This is a genomic window from Streptomyces sp. NBC_00286, from assembly GCF_036173125.1.
In the GTDB taxonomy this organism is placed as follows: Bacteria; Actinomycetota; Actinomycetes; order Streptomycetales; family Streptomycetaceae; genus Streptomyces.
Window position 1 is genome coordinate 8,310,472 of sequence record NZ_CP108054.1, and the last position, 24,740, is coordinate 8,335,211.

General features: G+C 70.0%; 18 protein-coding genes. 10 read left to right on the forward strand and 8 right to left on the reverse strand.

Features of this window, described 5'->3' with window-relative positions; genetic code table 11:
• Window positions 1-47: 47 nt before the first annotated feature.
• The 4 genes from OHT21_RS37610 (at window position 48) to OHT21_RS37625 (ending at window position 4,222) form a co-directional block, all read left to right on the forward strand.
• The gene (locus OHT21_RS37610) at window positions 48-995 is read left to right on the forward strand and encodes a hypothetical protein (protein ID WP_328772733.1); all 948 of its coding nucleotides are present in this window, start codon (window positions 48-50) and stop codon (window positions 993-995) included.
• 45 nt (window positions 996-1,040) lie between these two features.
• On the forward strand, window positions 1,041-2,609 hold the full coding sequence (locus OHT21_RS37615) for an APC family permease (RefSeq protein WP_328772734.1): 1,569 nt from the start codon (window positions 1,041-1,043) through the stop codon (window positions 2,607-2,609).
• Window positions 2,610-2,721: 112 nt separating this feature from the next.
• Window positions 2,722-3,471 (forward strand): molybdopterin-dependent oxidoreductase, encoded by a 750-nt coding sequence (locus OHT21_RS37620; RefSeq protein ID WP_328772735.1) that lies wholly within the window; start codon window positions 2,722-2,724, stop codon window positions 3,469-3,471.
• Between the two features lie 166 nt (window positions 3,472-3,637).
• A complete protein-coding gene (locus tag OHT21_RS37625) occupies window positions 3,638-4,222 on the forward strand; it encodes a cytochrome b/b6 domain-containing protein (protein ID WP_328774375.1) in 585 nt (194 codons plus the stop codon).
• Window positions 4,223-5,032: 810 nt separating this feature from the next.
• Here OHT21_RS37625 and OHT21_RS37630 read toward each other — a convergent pair.
• Both OHT21_RS37630 and OHT21_RS37635 read right to left on the reverse strand, forming a co-directional pair.
• Window positions 5,033-6,430 carry a GntP family permease gene (locus OHT21_RS37630; RefSeq protein WP_328772736.1) on the reverse strand — a complete coding sequence of 466 codons (1,398 nt, stop codon included), beginning with the start codon at window positions 6,428-6,430 and terminating at the stop codon, window positions 5,033-5,035.
• Window positions 6,431-6,507: 77 nt separating this feature from the next.
• On the reverse strand, window positions 6,508-7,026 hold the full coding sequence (locus OHT21_RS37635; RefSeq protein ID WP_328772737.1) for a gluconokinase: 519 nt from the start codon (window positions 7,024-7,026) through the stop codon (window positions 6,508-6,510).
• 173 nt (window positions 7,027-7,199) lie between these two features.
• On the opposite strand from OHT21_RS37635, the gene OHT21_RS37640 reads away from it, so the two are divergent.
• The gene (locus OHT21_RS37640; RefSeq protein ID WP_328772738.1) at window positions 7,200-7,901 is read left to right on the forward strand and encodes a FadR/GntR family transcriptional regulator; all 702 of its coding nucleotides are present in this window, start codon (window positions 7,200-7,202) and stop codon (window positions 7,899-7,901) included.
• 36 nt (window positions 7,902-7,937) lie between these two features.
• On the opposite strand, the gene OHT21_RS37645 is transcribed toward OHT21_RS37640, so the two are convergent.
• The 3 genes from OHT21_RS37645 to OHT21_RS37655 all read right to left on the reverse strand — a co-directional run bounded on the left by OHT21_RS37645 (window position 7,938) and on the right by OHT21_RS37655 (window position 14,510).
• Window positions 7,938-8,354: a YchJ family protein gene (locus tag OHT21_RS37645; RefSeq protein WP_328772739.1), complete on the reverse strand. Its 417-nt coding sequence runs from the start codon at window positions 8,352-8,354 to the stop codon at window positions 7,938-7,940.
• 838 nt (window positions 8,355-9,192) lie between these two features.
• Window positions 9,193-10,545 carry a M1 family metallopeptidase gene (locus tag OHT21_RS37650; protein WP_328774376.1) on the reverse strand — a complete coding sequence of 451 codons (1,353 nt, stop codon included), beginning with the start codon at window positions 10,543-10,545 and terminating at the stop codon, window positions 9,193-9,195.
• An 89-nt stretch (window positions 10,546-10,634) separates the two neighbouring features.
• Entirely contained in the window at window positions 10,635-14,510 is a 3,876-nt protein-coding gene (locus tag OHT21_RS37655; RefSeq protein ID WP_328772740.1) for a Pls/PosA family non-ribosomal peptide synthetase, read from the reverse strand.
• Window positions 14,511-14,872: 362 nt separating this feature from the next.
• Between OHT21_RS37655 and OHT21_RS37660 the strand changes: the two genes are divergently transcribed.
• From OHT21_RS37660 to OHT21_RS37670, 3 genes are all read left to right on the forward strand, one after another.
• On the forward strand, window positions 14,873-15,568 hold the full coding sequence (locus OHT21_RS37660; RefSeq protein WP_328772741.1) for a DUF2637 domain-containing protein: 696 nt from the start codon (window positions 14,873-14,875) through the stop codon (window positions 15,566-15,568).
• Between the two features lie 141 nt (window positions 15,569-15,709).
• Window positions 15,710-17,101: a prolyl oligopeptidase family serine peptidase gene (locus tag OHT21_RS37665; protein WP_328772742.1), complete on the forward strand. Its 1,392-nt coding sequence runs from the start codon at window positions 15,710-15,712 to the stop codon at window positions 17,099-17,101.
• A 112-nt stretch (window positions 17,102-17,213) separates the two neighbouring features.
• Entirely contained in the window at window positions 17,214-18,110 is an 897-nt protein-coding gene (locus OHT21_RS37670) for a poly(ethylene terephthalate) hydrolase family protein (protein WP_328772743.1), read from the forward strand.
• A 69-nt stretch (window positions 18,111-18,179) separates the two neighbouring features.
• On the opposite strand, the gene OHT21_RS37675 is transcribed toward OHT21_RS37670, so the two are convergent.
• Window positions 18,180-19,517, reverse strand: a complete 1,338-nt coding sequence (locus tag OHT21_RS37675; RefSeq protein WP_443050521.1) for a ferredoxin reductase family protein — start codon at window positions 19,515-19,517, stop codon at window positions 18,180-18,182.
• 131 nt (window positions 19,518-19,648) lie between these two features.
• Here OHT21_RS37675 and OHT21_RS37680 point away from each other — a divergent pair, with 131 nt between their 5' ends.
• Window positions 19,649-20,746, forward strand: coding sequence for a LacI family DNA-binding transcriptional regulator (locus OHT21_RS37680; RefSeq protein WP_328772744.1), 1,098 nt, complete (start codon window positions 19,649-19,651; stop codon window positions 20,744-20,746).
• Here the strand turns inward: OHT21_RS37680 and OHT21_RS37685 are convergent.
• Together OHT21_RS37685 and OHT21_RS37690 are read right to left on the reverse strand one after the other, a co-directional pair.
• Entirely contained in the window at window positions 20,709-21,614 is a 906-nt protein-coding gene (locus tag OHT21_RS37685) for a nuclear transport factor 2 family protein (protein WP_328772745.1), read from the reverse strand. The genes OHT21_RS37680 and OHT21_RS37685 overlap by 38 nt on opposite strands.
• A 44-nt stretch (window positions 21,615-21,658) precedes the next feature.
• A complete protein-coding gene (locus OHT21_RS37690) occupies window positions 21,659-23,422 on the reverse strand; it encodes a protein-arginine deiminase domain-containing protein (RefSeq protein WP_328772746.1) in 1,764 nt (587 codons plus the stop codon).
• A gap of 306 nt (window positions 23,423-23,728) precedes the next feature.
• On the opposite strand from OHT21_RS37690, the gene OHT21_RS37695 reads away from it, so the two are divergent.
• Window positions 23,729-24,685, forward strand: a complete 957-nt coding sequence (locus OHT21_RS37695; RefSeq protein WP_328772747.1) for an expansin EXLX1 family cellulose-binding protein — start codon at window positions 23,729-23,731, stop codon at window positions 24,683-24,685.
• Window positions 24,686-24,740: the final 55 nt, after the last annotated feature.

Here is a 24,740-nt window from a genome sequence, read left to right on the forward strand (position 1 = left end):
GTGCGTGATCAGTCGCTGATGTGACCGCCGTGTGAGGAAGTCCAGCGGTGTCCCCACCCCCACCCCTCGGCCGCGGCCGCAAGCGCGCGGCCCATGCCTTCGACAGTGCTCTCGGAGACACCGAACTCATCACAGCCCGCGCCGCGTTGGCGCAGGGCCGCTGGACCGCCGTACGCGCGCTGCTGGTGGCGACCGGCGACGACTGGGACCGCCGCGGGCATCGCGTCACCGTGCTGGCGCAGGAATCCAGTACGCAGGCCTGGGCCCGCGACTGGCTGCTCGCCGAACCCGAGTCCGCCGACGCCGCCGTGCTGCTCGCCGTCGCCTCCGTGCAACGCGCCCTGAACCGCAAGGAGAAGCCGGACAAGGCGCGCAAGGCCTGCCACAGCGCGGTCGCGCTCGCGCCCGCCGACCCCACGCCCTGGCTCGGACTGCTGATGCTGGAGCGCACCCTGGGCAGCGACGAGGACGTGGTCCGGATCTTCGACGAGGTACGCCATCGCCACCCCGACCACCACCACGCCCACCACCTGATGACCGCCCGGCTCGCCGAGCGCAGGCCGGGAGCGGGCCAGGATCCGCTGCACGAGGTGTACGACTTCGCCGGCTGGTCCGCCGAACAGGCGCCCGCCGACTCGCCGTTGGCCATCCTGCCGGTCGTCGCGCACGCCGAGCGCTATCGCGTGCTGGCCGCCGCCGGCTGGGAACCCACCGATCCCGCGGCCTCCGGGCACTGGGTCGGCCGCCGGGCCCGCCAGGTGATGAAGGCCGCCTTCGACTGGTGGCTGGAATGGGAGCGCGACGACCATCCGCGCAGCCATGTCGACCTCAACTTCCTTGCCCACGCCAAGTTCTGCGAGGGCCGGGGCGCCGAGGCCGCCGCCCTGTTCCACCGGATCGGACCGCACGCGACCCCGGCCCCGTGGTCGTACCCCGACCGAGATCCGTACACCGCCTTCCGTGCAGCACGCGACAGCGTGCTCGGCACGGCGTGAAGAACAGTCAAATCCGAACTTGATATTGGAAAGGACAATCCCGCGATGACGACGGGCAGTTCGAACCCCTCGAGCACTACGAGTGAGAGCAGACCGGCAGCCGAAGGCAGCGGCATCAGCACCTTCAAGGGGCAGGAGCGCGCACTGCGCGCCGACCGGCTCGGCACGGCGGGCCTGCTGCTGTCCGTGCTCGCGGCCACCGCCCCGCTCATGGTGGTAGCGGGTGTCATGCCCACGGCATTCGCGGTGATGGGCATCGTCGGCCAGCCGCTGCTCTTCGTCATCCTCGGCGTGGTGCTCGTCCTCTTCAGCGTCGGTTACGCGGAGATGAGCCGCCACGTCCACAACGCCGGCGCCTTCTACGCGTACGTCGCCCGCGGCCTCGGCGGCACCGCAGGTTCGGGTGCGGCGGCGGTCGCGCTCGTCGCGTACAACGCCCTCCAGGTGGGCATCTACGGCATCTTCGGCTTCGAGGTGTCCGGACTGTTCGCCACGTACCTCGAACTCGAAATCGCCTGGTGGATACCGTCGTTGGTGGCCGCGATCGTCGTCGGTCTGCTCGGCTGGCTGAAGATCGACGTGAACGCGCGCGTGCTCGGCATCCTGCTGATCATCGAGGTGGCGCTCGTCGTCATCTTCGACTTCGCGGCCGTCGCCGACCCCGCCGGGGAGGGTCTGTCGCTGCACGCCTTCAACCCCGACACGCTCACCGGGGCAGGTCTCGGCACCGCGCTGTGCTTCTGCGTCGCCGCCTTCCTCGGCTTCGAACAGGCCCCCGTGTACGCCGAGGAGACCAGCCGTCCGCACATCCTGGTCCCGCGCGTGATGTTCCTCGCGGTCGGCTTCGTCGCCGTGTTCTTCGCGATCAGCTCCTGGGCGCTGACCGTCGCCGCCGGACCCAAGGCGATCGTGGGCACGGCACAGGAACAGAGTGCCGGACTGCTGTTCTTCCTCACCGAGTCGCGGCTCGGCGGGACCTTCACGGACGTACTCCATGTCCTGTTCGTGACCGGCATGTTCGCGGCGATGCTCAGCTTCCACAACGTCGTCGCGCGGTACGCCTTCGCCATGGGCCGCGAGGGCCTGCTGCCCGCCGCGTTCGGCCGCACGTCGGGCACGAGCGGCGCCCCCGGCACGGGCTCGCTCCTGCAGACCGTCGTCGCCGTGCTGGTCGTGGCCGGCTTCGCGGTGGCCGACGACAAGCCGACCGGTGACCCGACCGCTCCCGTACTGCAGCTGTTCACCTGGTTCGGCAACATCGGAGCGCTCGGCGTCATCCTGCTCATGGCGGCGGCCTCGCTCTCGGTCATCGTGTTCTTCGTCCGCCGCGGCGCCGCCGGCGCACAGGTCTGGCGGCTGGCCGCCTCCGCGATCGCGGGCGTCTCGCTCCTGGTCATCGCCTTCTACACCGTCACGGACTTCGACATACTCGTGGGCGCGGGCCCCGGTTCCTTGGCGACCTGGGTGCTGCCGGGCATCATCCTGCTGGCCGCCGTCCTCGGCCTCCTCCAGGGCCTGCTGCTGCGCTCCCGCAACCCGGAGGCGCACGCCCGCATCGGGCTTGGCAACGAGGCGTTCCAGCTGGACAAGGCGGCGGAGTCCAGCACGAATTAGGGGCTACGGGCTACGGGCTACGGGCTGGTGGCTACGAACTAGTGGTTACGGATTACTGACGGGCACTCCTGGTCCCTGGCTTTCCCGGGGCCGGGAGTGCTCGAATCGTTTCGTGAACCCGGAACAACCGTCGGAACAGCCGACAGCATCGGAACCGGAGCCCGGCGGCACCCCCATAGGGCGGCGGCTTCTGCTCGGCACGCTCGGGCTCGGCGCCCTCGGTGTGGCCGCCGCGCCCACGCTCCAGCGGGGCCTCGAGTCGTTCCTCGGCGGCGCCGCCGACAAGGACCCCACCGGACTGACCGGCCTCCTGCCCAACGGAGGCGGCTTCCGCTACTACTCGGTCACCTCGTCCGTCCCGAAGAAGGGCGAGGACGACTACCGCCTCACCATCGACGGCCTGGTCGACCGCCCCGCCACGTACACGCTCGCCGAGCTGCGCGCCCTGCCGCAGACCCGGATGGTCCGCGACGTCCAGTGCGTCACGGGCTGGCGGGTGCCGGACACGCCTTTCGAAGGCGTACGGCTCTCGCAGTTGCTGGATGCGGCCGGGGTGCGGTCCTCGGCCGGAGCGGTGCGCTTCACGTGCTTCGACGGTGCGTACTCGGAGAGCCTGACGCTGTCCCAGGCCCGCCGCGACGACGTTCTCGTCGCCCTCCGTATGCAGGACAAGGACCTGTCCCACTCCCACGGCGGCCCCGTCCGCCTCTACGTAGCCCCCATGTACTTCTACAAGTCCGCGAAGTGGCTCTCCGGCATCACCCTCACGTCGGACGTCCGTCCCGGCTACTGGGAGAAGCGCGGCTACGACGTGGACGCGTGGGTGGGGCGCTCGAACGGACGTGATGATGAGGCCACGTGAGACTCCGTCGGTGGCGGGGGGTTCGGGGCGGGCCCTTGGTCCGGCGGGGGCGGGTGATTTGGCGCCGTCGGCTGGTTCGGCGCGGGCGGGTGGTTCGGCGGGGTCCGACGAGGCCGTCGGTTCCGCCGCCTCCGCCGCCTCCTCGGGCTCTGCCGCCTCTGGGCGGGTGCGGCGGTTCAGCCGTGGTGAGCGGTGGGTGCACCGGGTGACGGCTGTGTTGATGGGTGTGTGTGTGGTGACCGCCGCCTGCCTGTACGTGCCTCAGCTGGCGGAACTGGTCGGGCGGCGTGCGCTGGTGGTTGTGGTGCACGAGTGGTCGGGGCTGTTGCTGCCGGTTCCGGTGTTGGTGGGGCTCGTCTCGCGGGCGTTCCGCGCGGACCTGCGGCTGCTGAACCGGTTCGGGCCGCACGACCGGCTGTGGCTGCGGTCGGCTTTGCGGCGTGACGCCCGGCCCGAGTCGCGTCCGGCTGGGAAGTTCAACGCCGGTCAGAAGACGTATGCGGCGTGGATTGCCGGGGCGACGCTGGTGATGCTGGGCACCGGGCTGATGATGTGGTTCACGCATCTCACGCCACTGGTGTGGCGAACCAGCGCGACGTTCGTCCACGACTGGCTGGCCCTGACGATCGGCATCGTCCTGGCCGGGCACATCGGCATGGCACTGGCGGATCCGGAGGCGCGGAGGGGGATGCGGACGGGGTCGGTGAGCAGGGAGTGGGCTAAGCGGGAGCATTCGCATTGGCGTCTGTAGGGGGTTCGTTGTCGGCCCGGCGCCGTTGTGGCTGGTTGCGCAGCCGTGCGGGGTGCCTCCGGCGGTTGGGCGGCTGACGGTGCGTTGTGGTTGCTCGCGCAGTTCCCCGCGGGGTGCCTCCGGCGGTTGGGTGCGTTTTCGGCTGCGGGTTGAGTGTGGCTGGTCGCGCAGTTCCCCGCGCCCCTTGGGTGGTTGGTGGGTGCGGGGCCGCGGGCCGGTGCGTCAGCCCGTCGCCAACGGGGCGTACGGCCCCTTGCTGGTACAGGGTGCTGGTGTGCCCAGACCGGAGCTAAGCGACGGGCATAGGACGCACCGGCCCACGTCCCCTCCCACCGGAGGGAAGCTGCGGGTAGTCGGGGGTCCGGGCTTTTCCGCGCGGGCTGGTACGAGGGCGCGAGCCCCTTCCGGGACGCGGGCCCCTTCCGGGACGCGGGCCCCTTCCGGAGTGCGGGCTTTTCGGTTCGCTGGGTCCTCCGGGTGCGGGCCTCTTCCGGGGCGGGGGCTTTTCGGTTCGCTTGCTCGTCGGGGTGCGGGCAGTCGCAGGTTTTTTTAGGGGCGCGGGGAACTGCGCGACCAGCCACAACGCACCCGCAGCCGCGACACAACATGTCACCCCTACCCCGGTAGGCACCCCACCCACTCCACGCACCCATCCACCCGCCGGAGGTGCCCCAGCCCCCGAATCCACCCACCCGCGGTAAGCGCCCACCCACCCCGCCGGAGGCAGGGGGCCTGGGGGCGGAGCCCCCAGTTTCGGGAAGGGGCGGGGCTGGGGAAAGGAACCTGTGCCCGCCCGAGGAGTCGACCCCGCTAAAGGACCAGCGACAGCAGCAGCACCACGCCCCCGGCGACCACCGAGATGATGGTCTCCATCACCGACCACGTCTTGATCGTCTGGCCGACATCAAGGCCGAAGTACTCCTTCACCAGCCAGAACCCGGCATCGTTCACATGGCTGAAGAACAACGACCCCGCCCCAATAGCCAGCACCAGCAAAGACGCATGCGCCGTAGACATATCGGCCGCAAGCGGCGCCACAAGCCCGGCCGCCGAGATCGTGGCAACGGTCGCGGAACCCGTCGCAAGCCGAATCGCCACCGCGATCAACCACGCGAGAAGCAGCGCGGGTATCGACCAGTCCTCGGAGATGTCCAGGATCATCTGACCCACCCCGGAGTCGATCAGCGTCTGCTTGAAACCGCCACCCGCCCCGACGATGAGCAGAATGCCCGCGATCGGCCCGAGAGACTTCTCGACCGTCGTAGAGATCCGGTCCTTGGCGAACCCGGCCGCCCGCCCAAGCGTGAAGATGCCGACGATCACAGCCGCGAGCAACGCGATCAGCGGCGACCCGACCACGTCGAAAACGCGCTGCACCGTGTTCTCGGGATCGTCGATGACGATGTCCACCAACGCCTTGGCCAGCATCAGCACAACCGGCAACAGCACGGTGGCGATGGTGACGCCGAACCCGGGACGCTTCTCCAGGTCGTCGGAGGTGCGCTGGGGGATCATCTTCTCGGGGGCGGGCACGTCCACCCAGCGGGCCGCGTACTTCGAGAACATCGGACCCGCGATGATCACGGTCGGTATCGCGACGAGCAGACCGAGGGCGAGGGTGACACCGAGGTCCGCCTTGACGGTGTCGATCGCGACCAGCGGACCGGGGTGCGGCGGGATCAGACCGTGCATCACGGACAGACCCGCGAGGGCCGGGACACCGATCCGCATCAGCGAGTAGTTGCCGCGCTTGGCGACCATCAGAACGACCGGAATCAGCAGCACGATGCCGACCTCGAAGAACAGCGGCAGCCCGATCACCGAGGCGATCAGCACCATCGCCCAAGGCATCGAACGCCCACCGGCCTTCGCCAGGATCGTGTCGACGATCTGGTCCGCGCCGCCGGAGTCCGCGAGCAGCTTGCCCAAGATGGCACCGAGGGCGATCAGGACACCCACACCGGCGACCGTCGAGCCGAGGCCGGCGCTGAAGCTCTCGATGGCCTTGTCGAGCGGCGCCCCGGCGATGGCGCCCAGTGCCAGCGTCCCGATGGTCAGCGCGAGAAAGGCGTGCAGCTTGAACTTGGTGATGAGCAGGACGATGACGGCTATGCCCGCCAGGACGGCTATGCCGAGCTGCGCGTGACCCGCCGAGGTGATCGGCTCGACGGGCTCCGCTGCCAGCATCTCGACACTGAGACTGGTCACGGTGTTCTTCCTTGAGTGGCTTGGGGGGAGGGGGAGTTACTGCTCAGGGGGGGCTCGGGGCCTTACTGGGCGAGGAGTTACCGGTCGAGGCCGTGCAGTGCGGTCACGGCCCGCTCGGCGATCTCCTCCGGGCTGCCGGAGACGTCCACGGCGACACCCGCCTCGTCAGCCTCGAGCGGCTGGAGGGTGGCGAACTGGGAGTCCAGCAGCGCCGTCGGCATGAAGTGCCCCTGACGGTGCGCCATTCGGTCCTCGATGAGCCTGCGGTCACCCTTGAGATGGACGAAGACGACGCCGGGCGCGGAGGCCCGCAAACGGTCGCGGTAACTCCGCTTCAGTGCCGAGCAGCTGACCACCCCGCCGAGCCCGGCCCGCTCGTGCGCCCATCGGCCGATGGCGTCCAGCCAGGGCCGGCGGTCCTCGTCGGTGAGCGGCGTACCGGCCGACATCTTGGCGATGTTGGCCTCGGGGTGGAACTCGTCGCCCTCGGCGTACGGCACGCCGAGCCGGTCGGCGACAAGCGGCCCGACGGTGGTCTTGCCGGTGCCTGCGACGCCCATGACCACGACGACATGGGGGAACCGCGGTTGATTCATCGTGTTCTCGCTGTCTTCTTCTTCGTCACCGGATGGGCTGACATCGAGCAGTCGACATCGACGGGTGCCGCATCCGTGCACGACACTGAAACTCATTAGTCATACGAATTCAAGGGTCCGTGCCATAAAGGTCTGACTTTTTCTCGCGTAGACCGCCTCGTAGGCTGAACCCCATGACCACACCGGGCCGGGGGCTGCACGGCCATGTACTGGAGAGCCTCGGTCCCGCCATCACCGCGGGTGAGTACCCGCCGGGCAGCGTCCTGCGCACCGACGAACTGGCACAGCGCTTCGATGTGTCGCGGTCGGTGATGCGGGAGGCCGTACGGGTCCTGGAGTCGATGCACCTGGTCGAGTCACGACGCCGGGTGGGCGTGACCGTGCTCCCCACCTCCGAGTGGAACGTCTACGATCCGCAGGTCATCCGGTGGCGTCTCGCGGGCGCCGACCGTCCGCGCCAGCTGCGCTCGCTCACCGTGCTGCGTTCCGCCGTCGAACCGGTTGCCGCGGGCCTGGCCGCCCAGCACGCCACGGCCGAAGAGTGCGCTGAACTCACCGAGTGCGCCCTGGGGATGGTGGCCAGCTCACGCGGCCATCAGCTCGAGAAGTACCTCTTCCACGACGTCGCTTTCCACCGGGTCATCCTCAACGCGTCCCGCAACGAGATGTTCGCCCGCCTCGGCGACGTCGTCGCGGAGGTCCTGGCGGGCCGCACCCGCCACCAGGTCATGTTCTGGGATCCCGACCCGGCCGCCGTCACCCTGCACGTCAAGGTCGCGGAGGCGGTACGGGAGCGGGACGCGGCCCGTGCGGAGGAACTGACCCGGGAGATCGCGGTGGGCGCTCTTCAGGAACTGGACATACTGGCGCCCTGAGCCGAGGTGCGCCCGCAGCTCGATGTCCGCTGCCGGTTACTCGATGAACTCCCCGTCGACGTACACCCACGCTCCGTCGACGCGCTCGAACCGGCTTCGCTCGTGCAGTGCGCCTCCGGCGTACGAGGCGCGGAAGGTGACGGTTCCTTTGCTGTGGAACGCCGTCCCCTCGCCGGTGCCGAGGATTTCCAGCCCGGTCCAGCGGATCCCCGGCTCGAACTCCACGCGGGGCGGTCGGGTTCGCGGATGCCACGTCCGTAGCAGGTATGCCTCGTCGTGCCGCACGAACGCGCAGTAACGCGAGCGCATCAGCGCTTCGGCGGTCGCGGCCGCCTGCGCGCCCGAGTGCAGGCGCCCGCAACACTCCGCGTACGCCGCGCCGAGGCCGCAGGGACACGCACCGGCATCCGCCGCACGACCACGTGCCCGCTGCCGAGAACCACGTCGATACATGGCCCCATTGTGCCGCGGCCGCCACCTGAACGAGGGGTTCCTTTCCCCAGCCCCGCCCCTTCCCGAAACTGGGGGCTCCGCCCCAGGCCCCCTGCCTCCGGCGGGGTGGGTGGGGCGCCTACGGCGGGTGGGTGGAGTGCTCGCCCGCCGGTGGGTGGGGTGCCTACCGGGGTGGTGGGTGACATGTTGTGTCGCGGCTGCGGGTGCGTTGTGGCTGGTCGCGCAGTTCCCCGCGCCCCGAGCAAGCCCGCGCCCCGAGCAAGCCCGCGCCCCGAGCAAGCCCGCGGCCCGGAAGGGCCCGCGCCCGGTACCAGCCTGCGACCCGGAAGGGTCCGCGCCCCGAACCAGCCCGCGGCCCGAATGGGCCCGCGCCCGGTACCAGCCCGCGCCTCGGAAGGGGCCCGCGCCCCGTACCCGGCCGCGCGGAAAAGCCGGGACCCCCGACTACCGGCAGCTTTCCGCCGGCGGGAGGGGACGTGGGCCGGTGCGTCGTATGCCCGTCGCTTAGCTTCGGTCTGGGCATACCTGCGCCCTGTGGAAGCAAGGGGTCGTATGCCCTGTTGGCGACGGGCTGACGCACCGGCCCGCGGCCCCGCACCCACCAACCACCCAAGGGGCGCGGGGAACTGCGCGAGCAACCACCACGCACCCGCACCCGCCCAACCGCCGGAGGCACCCCGCGCGGCCGCGCGACCAGCCACGACGGCGCCGCAGCCGAAAACGAACCCAACCGCCCAACCGCCGGAGGCACCCGGCGCGGCCGCGCGACCAGCCACGACGGCGCCGCAGCCGAAAACGAACCCAACCGCCCAACCGCCCAACCGCCGGAGGCAAACGCTCACGCAGTGGGCGGATACGGCGGGCGAGCCGGAATCACCGCGCCGGAGGCGGATGGCAGCGGCGGCAGTGCCGTCTCGTGCAGCCACGCCGTGAACAGGTCGTCCAGCGAATCGGACGCATACCGCGCGACGTGCCGCGTGAACGACTCCGTCGTCACCGCGCCACCCCGATGCAGCGCAGCCCATGCGCGCAGCATCCGGAAGAAGGACTCGTCGCGCAGCGCGCAGCGCACAGCGTGCAAAACCAGCCCGCCCCGCTCGTAGAGCCGATCGTCGAACATCAACTTGCGCCCCGGGTCCGCGAGTTGGAGATCCTGCGGCAACCCGGCGAGTTTCCGGTGCGCCAAAGCGGCCAGCGCCTGCGCACTGCGCCCACCCGACCGCTCCGACCACAGCCACTCCGCGTACTTCGCGAACCCTTCGTTCAGCCAGATGTGCCGCCAGTCGGCGATGCTCACACTGTTGCCGAACCACTGGTGCGCCAGCTCGTGCGCGACGAGGCGTTCCGAACCCCGCGCCCCGTCCACGTGGTTGGCGCCGAACAGGGACAAGCCCTGTGCCTCCACGGGGACGTCCAGCTCCTCCTCGGTGACGACGACCGCGTACTCACCGAACGGATACGGGCCGAAGACCTCCTCGAACAGCTCCATCATCGCGGGCTGCCGCGCGAAGTCCCGGGAGAACGGGGTGAGCAGGTGCGCAGGGATGTGCCCGGCCTGTGGCACACCGCCGAGACCGGGGTCGCCGAGCAGCACCGTCTGGTACTTGCCGATGGACAGCCCGACCAGGTAGCTGGAGGTGGGCGCCGACTGCTCGTAGACCCAGGTGGTCGTCGAAGCCTTCGTCGTCCGGGTCAGCAGCCGGCCGCCCGCCACCACCGAGTACGCGGACGGCGTGGTGATCGACAGCTGGTACGAGGCCTTGTCGGCGGGCCGGTCGTTGCACGGGTACCAGGACGGCGCCCCGACCGGCTGGCTGGCCACCAGCGCCCCGTCCTCCAGTTCCTCCCAGCCGAGCCCGCCCCAGGGGCTGCGTACCGGCTTGGGATTGCCCGACCAGTGCACCTCCACCGTGAAGGCGGCCCCGGCCCGGATCGGCTTCGCCGGGCGGATGCGGAGCCGGCCGCCCCGGTGCGTGTAGTGCGGCGCCCGACCGTCGACCCGTACCCGGCCCACCTTGAAGTCGGCGAGGTTCAGCAGGAACTCGGCGAGCGGCCCCCGGCCCGCTATGGCGTTGAGCCGGGCGGTGCCGGACAGCCGGTTGGGGCCGGGACGGTAGTCCAGGGCGAGTTCGTACCGGTGCACCCGGTAGCGGGCATCCCCGTTCGCCGGGAAGTACGGGTCCGCTCCCACTGTCCGCTGAACCACTGCTGTGTCCGCTCCCTGCCCTGTGCTCGTACGACGTGCCGGTGCCCCCGCCCCCGGCGCCGTACGGGCCGCGCCTAGGAACGCCATGCTTCGATCGGGTTGCCCAGCCAACGGGTGTCGTCGGGAACGGATTCCGCCGCCATGACGAGGGATGCGGGTCCCAGTGTGCTGCGCGCCCCGACGGTGCTGCCGGGCAGAACGATTCCGCCCGGGCCCAGGGTGGCGCCCTCACGGAGGACCACAGTATCCGTCCGCAAGATCCGGTCGTGGAAGAGGTGGGTCTGCAGGACGCAGCCGCGGTTCACGGTGGCGCCGTCCCCGAGCGTGACCAGGTCCGTCTCGGGCAGCCAGTAGCTCTCGACCCAGACGCCCTTGCCGATCCGGGCGCCGAGCCCGCGCAGCCACAGCGACATCAGCGGCGTACCGGCCACGGAACCGGCCAGCCACGGCACGGCCACCACCTCGACGAAGGTGTCCGCCAGCTCATTGCGCCACACGAAGCCGCTCCACAGCGGGTGCTCACCGGTCCGGTGCCGGCCCACCAGCAGCCACTTCGCCACGATGGACACCAGGCCGGCGACCGCACCCACGCCGAGCAGCACCACGCCGCCGAGCAGCCACGCCCACGCCCCCAGCACGCTCAGCGCCGCCACCGTCACCACGGCCAGCGCGGCCGAACAGAACACCGGGACGATCCGGCACAGTTCCACGAGCGCGCGAGCCCACAGCAGCCGCGCGGGCGGGTCGTACGTACGGCTCTGATCGCCGTCGCTCGTCGCACGCGGCAGCTTCACCGGCGGCAGGCCCAGATACGAGCTGCCCTTCTTGGCCTTCTTCGGCGTCGCGGACAGTACGCCGACCAAGCCGCCGTCCGGCACCGAGCGGCCCGGCGCGGTCATCCCGGAGTTGCCGAGGAAGGCCCGGCGGCCGATCTCCGCCCGCCCGATCCGCATCCAGCCGCCCCCGAGCTCGTACGGAGCGGTCAATGTGTCGTCCGCGAGGAAGGCGCCCTCGCCGACCGTCGTGAGGCTGGGCAGCGCCAGGACGGTGGACACCTCGGCGCCGCGCCCGATCTTCATCCCGAGCAGCCGCAGCCACACCGGCGTGACCAGCCCGGCGTACAGCGGGAACAGCGTCTCGCGCGAGCGGTCCATCAGCTGCGTGACCGTCCAGGCCTTCCAGCCGATCCGGCTGTGCGTGGGATGCGTGCCCGGACGCAGGCCCAGGCTGAGCAGTCGTACGGAGATCAGCAGGAGCAGCGCGTACGCGAAACCGAAGGTCAGCGTCGCCGGAACCAGCGCGAGCGCGGCGCCCCGCAGTGCCCCGCCGAGCCCGGCGTCCGGCGAGACGAAGAGGCTCGCCACGAGGAGGGCGGCGAGGCCCGCGACCAGCGGCAGCGCGTTCAGGGCGAGACCGGTCGCGCCGTACATCACGCGCCAGTACGTCCCCTTCTGCGGACGCTCCTTGGGCCAGTCCCGCTTCGCCTTGCCGAGCTTGACGGCGGGCGCGCCCGCCCAGCGCTGACCGGTGGGGATGTGCCCCGAGACGGCGGAGCCGGGGGCCACCTCGGCCCGCTTGCCGACGCGGGCGCCAGGGAAGAGCATGCCGCGGGTGCCGACCACCGCGCCGGCGCCCACCTTGACGGTGCCGATCTCCAGGCGGTCGCCGTCCAGCCAGTGCCCGGACAGGTCCACCTCGGACTCGACGGCGGCACCGCGGCCGAGCTTGAGCATGCCGGTCACCGGCGGAAGCGAGTGCAGATCGACGTCGGGGCCGATCTTGGCGCCGAGCGCCCGCGCGTACCGCTCCAGCCAGGACCCGGTCAGCGAGGTCGCACCGCTGAACTCGGCGAGCCGCTCCGCCGTCCACAGCCGCAGATGCACGCTCCCGCCGCGGGGATACCGGCCGGGCTTGACGCCCCGTAGGAGCAGCCGGGCACCACCCGCCGCGATCGCGAGCCGCCCCGGCGGACTGAAGAGCAGCGCCGCCCCGGCAGCGACGGCCCACCAGGAAGTCTGAGGAGCCCAGGGGTACGGGCCGAACCAGTGCAGTACGTTGCCGAGCGCGGTCAGCGCCACGGTCCAGCGCAGCCCGAGGAGCGTGAACAGCGGGACCAGCAGAAGCAGTTGAGCCACCTTGGCCCGCAGCGGTACGGGTTGTACGGAGCGGGACGCCCCGTCGTCCTGCGCGGACTTCTCCAAGTGCCGGGCCAGCTTGCGCAGCACGGGGTGCTGATAGAGGTCGACCACGGCGGCGCTGGGGTAGCGGGTGCGCAGCTTGGTGGTGAGCTGGGCGGCGGCCAGGCTGCTGCCGCCGATCGCGAAGAAGTCGTCCCGCGCGCTGCCCACCGGGATGCCGAGCACCTCGCTCCACTGCTCTGCGAGCCAGGCCTCGGTGCCGTACAGCTGCTCGGTGGGGCCACCGGTCTCCAGGCCTTCGAGCGGCCACGGCAGCGCGTTCCGGTCGACCTTGCCGGACGTACGCGTCGGCAGCTCGTCGACGGGCGCGATCAACGGGACCAGGGCGGCGGGCAGTTCGGCACGCAGCTTCTCGACGGCCGCCGCGTGGTCCCAGCCTTCCTGCGTCACCACATAGCCGACGAGCAGCTGGTTGCCGCTGCGCGCGCTGCGCACGGCGGCAGCAGCACCCTGGACACCCGGGAGGGCCTGCAGCGCGGCGTCCACCTCGCCCAGCTCGATCCGCCGCCCGCCGAGCTTGATCTGCTCGTCGGCCCGCCCGAGGAAGACCAGCCCCTCCGGCTCGGCCTTGACCAGGTCACCACTGCGGTACGCCCGCTTCCAGCCCAAGGACTCCAGCGGGGCGTACTTCTCGGCGTCCTTCTCCGGGTCGAGGTAGCGGGCCAGGCCCACCCCGCCGATCACCAGCTCACCGCTGCCGCCCATCGGCACCGGCTCCCCGGCCTCGTCGACGACGGCCAGCTCCCAGCCGTTCAGCGGCAGCCCGATCCGGATCGGCTCCTCACCGGTCATCAGCGAGGCGCAGGCGACGACGGTGGCCTCGGTCGGCCCGTACGTGTTCCAGACCTCGCGTCCCTCGGTCACGAGCCGCTGGACCAGCTCGGGCGGGCAGGCCTCGCCGCCGAAGATCAGCAGCCGTACGTCGTTGAGGGCCTCCGGCTCCCACAGGGCGGCCAGCGTCGGCACCGTGGACACCACGGTGATCTCCTGCTCCACCAGCCAGGGCCCGAGATCGGCGCCGCTGCGCACCTGGGAACGCGGCACCGGCACCAGACAGGCCCCGTACCGCCAGGCCAGCCACATCTCCTCGCAGGAGGCGTCGAAGGCGACGGACAGCCCTGCCATGACCCGGTCGCCGGGCCCGATCGGCTCCTCGGTGAGGAACAGCCGGGCCTCGGCGTCCACGAAGGCGGCGGCGCTGCGGTGACTGACGGCGACGCCCTTGGGCTTGCCGGTCGAGCCGGAGGTGAAGATGATCCAGGCGTCGTGCTCGATACCGGGCCGCGCGGCGGGCGTCTCGCTCTTCTCGCCGACGGTCAGCTCGTGCCCCGCCCCGACGACCGCCCGCACTCCGGCCTCGCCGAACACCAACTCGGCCCGCTCGTCGGGGTCTTCGGCGTCCACGGGAACGTAGGCGGCGCCGGCGGCCAGTACGGCGAGGATGGCCACGTACAAGTCATTGGTCCCTGAGGGGACACGTACGCCGACCCGGTCGCCGAGGCCGACCCCGGCCGTGCTCAGCCGTCGCCGCAGGTTCTCCACCTCGACGGCCAGCGCCCGGTACGTGAGCGGGCGGGTGCCGTCGTCCAGGGCGAGCTCGTCCGGATAGGAGCGGACGGAGGCCTCGAAGATGTCGACAAGGCTGCGGGGAGAGGCCGCGGGGCCCGCGGAGAAACGTGCCGTATCGCCGAACTGTTCGCGGATCTCTGCGTCGAGCACACCGAGAGCACTGCTCTCGTGTATGGCTGCCATCGCGACCTCGCCTCTCGTTCCCGGAAACCTCCGGGGCGCTGGCGGGTCCGCAGGTCTGCCTGGGGTTGTCCGGCTCCAGCTTCGTAACAAGCCGGAAATCTTAGTACGACTCTGGACTCACCGCCCACGAGAGGCCACGCCGGAGGTCCGTTCGGGCTGTCCATCGAAGGCTCCCATGCGTCGTGACCTCGTGATCTGCCCCTCGGGAGAGAGATCGCCCACACATCGGCCGAGGCCACACATCAGAAGATCATTAAGCGCATCAATATGGGTACATTGCTTTTAAATTGGGCGTATCCAGCTAATTTTCCCCTCGTTGGGGAGTGCATGGCGACGATGAGCCCGCAGGGCACGGTGACGGCATGAGCGGTTACTGGCCCAAGCCCGAGGACGGGTTGGACAGCACTGGATACCACCCGGGCTCTTTCGGAGCGGACGTGCTCGACCCCACGCTCCCCGAAGGCCTGCACACCGAGTGGGACTTCGACCAGGACCTGACCCGTCTGCTCCAGACCGGCACTCCCGACACGCCGGTCTCCGCGGCGCCCCACGTCCCGCGCAAGCGCGGTGCCCGCCGGCGGCCCAGCAGGCTGGTGCGGTGCGCCCGTTGGTTCCAGAGGCCGTGGCTGAAGGTGCTGAGCCTCACCATCGCGGCACTGACCGCGGTGATCGTGGCCATGGTGAGCGTGCTCGGCGCGCTGGTCGCCTACGACCCCCTGCGCCGGGTGGCGTCCCCGGGGGCCCATGGGCTGGGCGCATGGTGGCCGCTGCTGGTCTACGGACCTTGGCTGGTGGCCTCGTTGTCCATCCTGCGAGCCGCGCTGCACCGCCGCCGCGCCGCGCACTCCTGGGCCGTGGTGCTGCTGTTCTCCGCCGTCGCGATGTGCCTGTGCGTCGCCCACGCGCCCAAGACGCCGGTCTCGATGGCCGTGGCGGCCCTTCCACCGGTCACCGCCCTGCTCTCCTTCCAGCAGCTCGTCCGCCAGCTCACGCTCACCACCCCCGCCAAGCCGGCCCTGCCCCGCCAGCGCCGCGCCGGGCGGCACGCCACCGACTGACTCGGCTCAGGGGTGCGCGCGCACGCATTGATGCGCTGAACGCATGGACCGATCTCGGTTTGATGCTGGACACCGAACGCCGGTGCTTCAACTCTGGTGTCCCAGGCCTCAGTTGGGTCCCACCGACCGAGAAGAGAACCCATGAGACGGATCACCAGACGTACGGTGCTCGCCGTCACCGCAGGTGCCGTCGCGGCTCCGGCCGTGAGCACAGCGACCCCCGCGGCCGCCGACACCCCGACAGCCACACCTGAGCGAGGAGCGGCCTCCGGGCTCAATCCAGTCCTGCGTACGGACCTCGTCACGAGCGTGACGCCCAGGAACAACTGGCTGGTGACAGCCGTCGCCGTCCAGTACGCACATCGCATCGACTTACGCGGCGCGGTGATCCCGCCCTCGGCCTTCCAGGTGAAGGCCACAGTGGGCGGGCAGACAGCGGCTCGCACGGTGACCCGGGTCTACTCCAACGCCACCTCCGAAGTGGACGGCCGCTCTCGCCCCGGACGGCCGGGGGACCGCCTGATCATCGAACTGGACCCGAGCGACTCCAACGCGCGGGCCGCCGGCACCGATCCCCTTCCGCTCGACCGCGCGTACTCCGTCAGGCAGGTGGAGGACGTACGCACCCCGGGAGGTGAACCGGTCCTCAAGGCCGGCCCGTTCGCGAGCCGCAACGACGACGTCATCACTCCCGTGGTCGACGACTTCACCGCCGGATCCTTCACCGACTCCGCGGGTTTTGAACTGGACTTCCGGCTGTACCAGCCCGAGGGATTCGTACGGAACCCTCGGACGCGCAAGCGGTACCCGCTCGTCGTCACCCTGCACGGCGGTGGCGAAGTCGCGGACAACAACATGACCCAGCTCACCTCCAACCGCATCGCGGTCACGTTCGCGAAACCGGAACGCCAGCGACGTGACCCCGCGTTCGTCCTCTCTCCGCAGATCCCCCTGCCCCGTCCCATGGACGGACCCGACGGCACGGACTGGACCGACGCCAAGGTCCAGGCCGCGCTGAGCGAACTCATCGACACCTTCGTGAGCGAGCACTCCCGCAACGTGGACACGGCCCGGCTCTATCTCGTCGGCCTGTCCTCGGGCGGGCGCGGTATCTACAGCCTGCTGGCGAAGCGACCGGAGGTGTTCGCGGCAGCCCTGCCCACGGCCGGCTGGGGCGAGACGGCCGCCATGGAAAGCATCACGCACATCCCGATGTGGGCCGACCACTCCATCGACGACCCGGTAGTCCCTTACCGGGAGGGCCGGTTCGGCAAGCCCGGCACCTGGACGCTGATGAACGCGCTGGAGAGCGCCGGTGCTCGGGTCACCCGTGGGGAATGGGCCAACGATCTGCCGAAGGCACAGTTCGAGGCCAATTCCCGGGCGCTCCTGCGGGAGGCCCGGGCCACGCGCAGTCACGTCCTGTTCACGAGCTACCCGCCCGGAACGACACCGGTGAACCCGCACCTCTCATGGGCCCAGACGTACGAGAACGACGTGGTCATCGACTGGCTCTTCGAACAGTCCCGGTAGCGCACTTCGCTATCCGGTTGCCGCGCTCTCACCGCTATCCGGAGGTCAAGCAATGCGTCCATCCAGCTGTTCAACCGACACGAACGCGCCATTACGGTCCCGACCCCGCGCCGTGACGGCACTGATCGCTCTGGCGACCACCCTCGGCTTGGCGCTGACTCTGCTGACAGCCGCCGCCCAGCCGGCCGCGGCCGACCGGCTGTCCCAGGGCAAGCCCGCGATCAACGCGATCCCGGACCCGACGACCGCTTCCCTCGAAGCCGCCAACGGGCCGCTGGCCACCGCCAATTACACCGTTCCCAACCCACGCGGGTACGGCTCCGGCACGGTCACGTACCCGACGGCCAGGGGCTCGTACCCGAGCGTCGTACTGATGCCGGGCTATCAGGGCACACAGCAGAACCTGCGGTGGCTCGCACCCCGACTCGCCTCCTGGGGCTTCGTCGTCATCAACGTCGGCACCAGCACACTCACCGACGATCCCGCATCGCGCGGCCGGCAGATCAGCGCCGCCGGAACCCAGTTGCTCGCGCTCGGCAACGCCCCCGGAAACCCGCTATCGGGGAAGGTCAACGGCACGCTCGGCGCGACCGGTCACTCGATGGGCGGCGGTGGCGTGATGGCGGCCCTCCGGGACGACGCGCGCTTCCGGGCGGGCGTGCCCACGGCCCCGTACTACCCGAACCAGAACTTCTCCGCGGTCACCGATCCCACGTTCTTCCTGACCTGTCAAAGCGACCCTGTCGCCCACGGCAACAGCTTCGCGGTGCCCTGGTACAACTCCATGTCCCGGGCCGAGAAGCTGTACATCGAGGTTCCGGGCGACCATCTGTGTCCGATGACGGGCTACGGCAACAAGGCCAAGCAGGGTAAGTGGATCGTGTCGTTCTTCAGCCTCTGGCTGCGTGCCGACACCCGCTTCGGCCAGTTCCTGTGCGGTCCCGCCCGCGAAGCCGACAAGAACAACACCTCCCTGGTCACGCGCTGGATGGACACCTGCCAGTTCTGACCGGTCCGCTCGGAGCGCTGCGCGGCACGTCCACGCAGCGCTCCGAGTCTGCCCGTCGTCTCCCGAGCGTCAGGCGAGGCCGAACCGCTCGGCGTGCACCTGTTGTTGGGGGACCTTCAGCCTGCGCAGGGAGCTGAGCACGGTCGAGGTCATCGCGGGCGGGCCACAGACGTAGACGTCGCGTTCGGCCAGGTCGGGAACCAGGGCGAGGAGGTTGTCGGGCTCGAACGGCGGGCTCGTCTCGCCCGTGCGGCCGGTGAGCAGGTGCAGTCGCCCGCCGCGGGCCGCGACCAGAGTTCGTACCTCGTCGATCAGTACGGCGTCGTCCTCGCTGCGCACCCGGTAGAGCACGACGATGTCACCGGCCGGTTCCTCCTCCAGCAGGGCTCGGACCGGCGTGATGCCCACTCCTCCGGCGATCAGGAGTGCGCCGGGCCGCGTTCGGTGCAGCGCGGTGAACGCTCCGTACGGCCCTTCGACGAATGCGCGGCTCCCGACCGGGACGTTCCGCAGGCCTGCGCTGGCGTTGCCGACCGCCTTGGCGGTCAGGCGCAAGCTGCGGCCGTCGGGTGCCGCCGACAGCGAGAACGGATTGGCCAGCCACCAGTGGTTGTGCCCGGGGAACCGCCAGATGCAGAACTGGCCAGCCCGGGCCGGCAGCTTGTCGAGGTTACGGCCGGTGACGCGCACCGACACCACGTTGTCGGACTCCCGCACCACCTCCGCGACCTCGAAGCGGTGATAGGCGTTGCGCCACAGCGGCATCACGATCCGGCCCGTGACCAGGGCACCGAACGCGAACAGCCACAGCGCCCACCAGTAGGTCGTCGCGAACGCGGAGGTCTTGAAGGTGGTGGGCTCCTGCAACTGGTGGACGAACGCCAGCCCCAACGCCACGTACAGCAGCAGGTGCACGCCGTGCCAGGTCTCGTACCGCAGTCGCCGTCTCACCTGTCGGGCGGAGACCGCGGCGACCACGACGACGATCGCCGCGGCCAGCATCCCGAACAGGGAGGCCGGCACTCCGGCCAGCGCGAAGAACGTCTTCGTCATCGACGCGTCATCGAGCGTCGCGTAGCCCAGCACCACCAGGAAGGCGTGCGTGAGGAGGGTCCACATCAGGGTGAAGCCGACCCACCGGTGCCACACCGTCAACCGGTCCATGCCGATACGACGGTCGAGCCAGGGCAGCCGGGCCACCAACAGCAGCTGGCACAGCAGCAGCAGGGCGGCGTGCATGCCGAAGAACTTGGCGACCGTGAGCACCCCGTTCTTGCCGGTCCCGGCCGTGAAGAACAAGGCCTCGACGATCACCAAGTTGACGATGACAAACGTCCACAGCGCATATCGCGCCGCTACGACCGGAGGTATGGTGCCCGTCCGCACCTGCGTATTCGTCGCCTCCACCGCTTCCTCTTTTCATGTTCATGTGACGCGCCCGGCGGCTGTCCCGGCCGTCGCCGGTACGCTGAGTGATTAAAGCGTTAACCACAACCCGTCACGGGCTGTTGGGGAACAACGGGCGCTGTTGGGGAAACATGAGAAGCTCGCGTGTCTGGCAACGCCCCACGCTCGGCGCCGTGGCCGCACGGGCCGGGGTCTCCACCGCCACGGTGTCGAACGCGCTCAACGGCACCGGCCGGCTCTCCGAAGCGACCAGGCAGCGCGTGCTCACGGCGGCGCGCGAACTCGGTTACGCCCCGGCGGGCACCGCCCGTGCCCTGGCCCGCGGCGGCACCGGAGTGCTCGGTCTGACCATGACGACGTACGGCGACCTTCCCGTCCCGTACACCGTGATCCCGTACTACGCACAGCTGGCGCTGAGCGCCATCGGCGCTGCGCAGGAGCGCGGTTACCTGCTCATGGTGATGCCGAGTTCGTTGTCACCGTGGATGTGGCTCAACACGCCGTTGGACGGCGTCATCCATGTCGGTCCGCGCGCCGACGACCCGGTGTGTTCCCTCCTGCGGGAGCGTGGCATCCCCATGGTCTGCGACGGCCGGCCGCCCCAGCCGCGCTGGGGCGACGCATGGGTCGAAACCGACTACGACGCGGGCCTGCGCCTCCTGCTCGACCACCTCACCGAGGCCGGCGCCCGGCGGATCGGGCTCTCCCTGCCCCTGCACGACGACGAGTACCCGCACCTGATCGAGCGTGCCTATGCGTCCTGGTGCGCCGAACGCGCCCTGCCCGCCCTCGTCGAGGAGTACGCCTCCGTACCCGACTACTTCACGGCGGAACGGGATGCGGTCGGCCGGCTGCTCGACCGCGATCCGCGACCGGACGCCGTCATCGGCATCTACTCCGACTCCGGTCACAACATCCTCGCCGCCGCCCGGCACCACGGGCTTCGAGTACCGAGGGATCTGCTGGTGGCGTGCATCAGCGAGGATCCGGATTACGGGACGACGACCCCGCCCGTCACCACGCTCAGCCTGCGTCCGGACCAGGTGAGCGACGAAGCGGTCGACCTGCTGATCGCTCTCATCAACGCCGGCACCTGTGTGGACCGGCATCGGCTCGTACAGCCGGTCCTGGTCCCTCGCCGGTCCACACGAGGCTTGCTCATCCCGCCGCCGTTCAGTCCTTCCGGCCGGGCTACTGCTCGTCGGCAGCCACGTCCCAGTGCTCAATGATCTTTCCGTCGACCACTCGGAAGATGTCCGCTACGACGTAGTCGGAGCTGAACACCCACACCAGGTCCCCGTCGGCGAGGGTGTTGCCGAACCGGGTCCCGCCGCCCTCGGTGGAGGCGCTGCTGGGCGAGGCGTCGCCCTGCGTGCCCTGCTGCAGGAACTGCTTCAGCGGAGCCGTTCCGTTCGCGATCGCCGGGTTGTGCTGGTAGTACCGCGGATCCCAACTCTTGTCGATCACGTTCGCGTCACCGTCGGAGAGCTTGCGGTACGCGTCGACCGCGAACTTCCGGTTCTTCTCCTCCTGTTCCTCGGACAGGTTCGGTGCACCCTTCGGGTACCGGTACACGTCGCTGAACAAGGAGTTCCCGTTGGCCGTCTTCGCCGGGACGGTCTGCGTGATGCCCCAGTGCTCGACCAGCTTGCCGTTGCCGACCCGGTACAGGTCGACCTTGGCCTCGCCGGTCGCCTCGTTCGCCGGGGTGGCGGACGCGTGCCAGTGCACGGCCACCAAGTCACGGTCCGTGGCCACGCGCTTGACGGTTGCCACCGCACCGGGGATCTTCGCCTTGAGGTCCTTGAACTGCTTGAGCTGCCCGTCGGCTCCGCCGGGCACGGACTTGTCGTGCTGCACGTAGTCGGTGCCGACGAGCTCCTTCACCACGTCGGTCTTGTTCTCGTTGAACGCCTCCGAGTACAGGCGCAGAACAAGCTTCTTGTTCCGCTCCTCGGAGGCCTCGGAGGCCGGCGACGAGCCGGCCGCGGAGGAACTGGCCGACGGGGCGGCCTGGTTGGTGCTGGACGCGCCACCGCAGGCGGTCGCGAAACAGGCCACGGCGGCAAGCAAGGGCAGAGTCTTCCGGTATCTCACTCGAGTCTCCTACGTAAGGGGGTAAAGGGGATTGAGGTCCGGGCCTACTTGGGGGAGCTCCACCAAGCGGTGCCGGCAGCGCGGACGGTGTTGGTACCGCAATGGATCTCGCCGCCGCCGACGTGGTGGGTGCGCCAGTCGTCCAGGTAGCGCACCCGGGTGCCGACCTTGGCGTACGCCTTGGTCACCGCCTCGGCGATGATGTCCTTGCCGGTCACGACCGGGCCCCACTGCTTGGGGGCGAGGTACTTGTGGGGGGCGAGTACGACCCCGTTGACGGCTCCGGGGTAGTAGGCGCCGAGCCTGGGCGCCCCGTCCTGTCCGGGGAAGCCGAAGCGCTCGAACATCGCCGGGATCTTCACGATCTCGGCGTCGGTGACGCCGGTCTCGCGCTTCAGCAGTGCCAGGTTCTCCTTGATCTTCCGGGCGGCGTAGGCGTTGTCCTTGAGCAGCTTCTTGTCGGACAGGGCTTGGTCGATCGTGGGGATGCGGCCATCGGCGTAGGAGCGCGGAATGGAGAACACCTTGGTGTGGCCGTGCCCGTCGCGCTGTGCCTTGCGCAGCAGGGCGAGCGTGCCCTCCGGGTCGGCGATGCCGATCTTCCAGCCGCGCGGGGTGTCTGCGGGCAGGAACTGCACGAACTCGTCCACGTGACCGATGCCGAGCCAGCCGGTGTCGAGCACCAGCGGATCCTGGGCCTGCTGGGCCTTGAGGAACGCCGTGTGCGCGGGCAGCCGGGAGCCGTGCCGGCCGGTGATGATCCGGCCCGCCGGGTAGGACGTGCCGTCGTGGGCGTACGGCGGGATGGTCTCCAGGTTGCCCGTGGAGTTGATCTGGTCGTACTTCCCCTTGTTGACCTGCACGACGCCGACACCGGGGCCGCGCAGCTCGAAGACCTGCTTGCCGGCCGGGCGGTCCATCTGCGCCGACCGCATCATCACCCGCAGGACGCGCGGCTTGCCGCCCGGGCCGGGCATGCTGACGTAGCCGGGCTCGATGAAGTCCTGCGCCCAGATGTCCGAGCCGTCCTTGAACTTGTACGTCGGCTTGGTGATACCGGCCTTGCGCGCCTCCTTGGCGAACTCTCGCGCGAACTTCCGCTGGTTGGGGTCGTTGCGGTTTCCGTCCACGACCAGCGCCTGCTCGGCGCGCTGCAGGTGGTGCTGGGTCAGGAGGGGGGCGGCGCGCAGCATGACCTCGTCGGTGGAGGTGCGGTCGCCGTCGGTGACGGTGAACCGGACGGTGGTCCGGCCGTCCCAGTCCTCCCGGATCACGTCCCGCCCGTCCAGGCCGAGTTGGAGTCCGGCGCGCAGTTCGGCGGCGGTGACGCGGGTGCCGGCGGTGACGTAGGTCCAGGTGTCGCCGCGCTTGAGGAACAGCCGGACCTTGGACTTGCCCGCGCCGACCAGCTGGAGGCCACCGGCGGCGGTGTCCGAGACGTTGTCGACCGGGACCGTGCGCAGCGGCGCCAGGTACTCGGGGGCCCGTACGACATTGCCCTGGGCGTCGTTGCAGGCCTCGAGCCGGGCATTGGACAGCCAGCGGCCGTCCGGCGTCCTCGTCTTGCAACGCCGCTGCTTGTCACCGATGTTCGGCAGGAAGATCGCGCCCCGCCCGCTGCTCCACGTCGTCTTGCCCGCGACATCGGAACTACCGGAGACATCGACCGCACCGTCGCGGTTCACATCGGCACGAAGGTCCGTCCGTATCCCCCCGGTGTCGGCGGCCCCGGCCGCCGTCACGGTGCCGGAGACGGTCGCCACGGCGATCGCCAGCGCTGTCACGGCCCTGGGCCTCACTTTGCTCATGCACCTACTCCTCGTTAGTCCTGACCAGCACCTCCATCCCAGCGCGGCGAGTTGAGGCATTCACTCCGCCGACCGGTGAGACAACCCCCGCCGACAGGGCGGGTTCCGGTCATCCGAAAGGTGCAGTCGCGCCACCGGACGGTTCAGCGGGAACGGCCCCTGACAGGCCGTCCGGATACGCCTGCCGCGGAACTCCGTAGGCCCGGTGAGAACTCCGTAGGCCCAGTGAGAAATCGAAGGCAACCTTTTCGGTCTCTGCGGCCACTGAGGAGTGCACCACCGGCTCGATCCATGGAACGGACAGGCATGAACACAGCGAGACAGGCCGCGCGTCAGCGCAGGCAACGACGCAGGCTTGCGCTGGGAACCACCTTGGTGGCGGTGACCGCCGCGGCCGTTCTCGCCTACCTGGCCATGGGGTGGTCGCTCCCCGACCGCGAGGCGGAGGCAGGGCATGCCGCGGCCACACCCAGAGCCACCGCCCAGGAGAGAGCCACCACCACGACGGGCACCCCGAGCGCGTCGGCGAAGCCGACCGCGACCGGCAGCCCGACGCCGACGGCCGCTGCGAAGACCCGTCCAGCACGCCCTTCGGCCAAAGCCACCCCGAAACGGCCCCCGCGAGCGGCGCCCAACACGCCATCGTTGGCAGGGCGGATTCGGCCCAACACCCCCTACACCGGGGTCGCCACCGCCTACGAGGCCGCCGACGGAAACGGCGCCTGCCTGTTCGGCCCGAGTCCCGACCTCATGATCGCGGCCATGAACGCCACGGACTACGAGACGTCCAGGGCCTGCGGCGCGCACGTGCTGGTCCGTGCGGCCAACGGCAAGTCGATCACGGTACGGATCACCAACGTATGCCCCCTGCCCTGCGCACCCGGGCAACTCGACCTCAGCCAGCAGGCCTTCGCCAAACTCGACGATCTCAAGGTCGGCCGGATACCGATCACCTGGGAGCTGCTGAGTCCCAGCACGTCCGAGACGATCTCCATCAGGTACAAGACCGGGTCGAGCCCTTACTGGTGCGGCATCCAGGCGATCGGCCACCGCAACCCGGTCGCGCGCCTGGAGGTCCGGGCCGGCGACGGCTGGCGGCAGTTGCCCCGTACCGGATACAACTATTTCCTCTCCGAGAACGGCAGCGGCTGCGGCGGCTCGATCAGAGTCACGGACATCTACGGAGAACGGTTGACCATCACCGGGATCGCGATACGGCCGGACGTCGTGCAACGGACCGGGGTTCAGTTCGCCCAGCACTGACCCCGACTACGTTCCTGCCGCGGCCTATTACGGGACAGGCCGGGCTAGGCCCTGT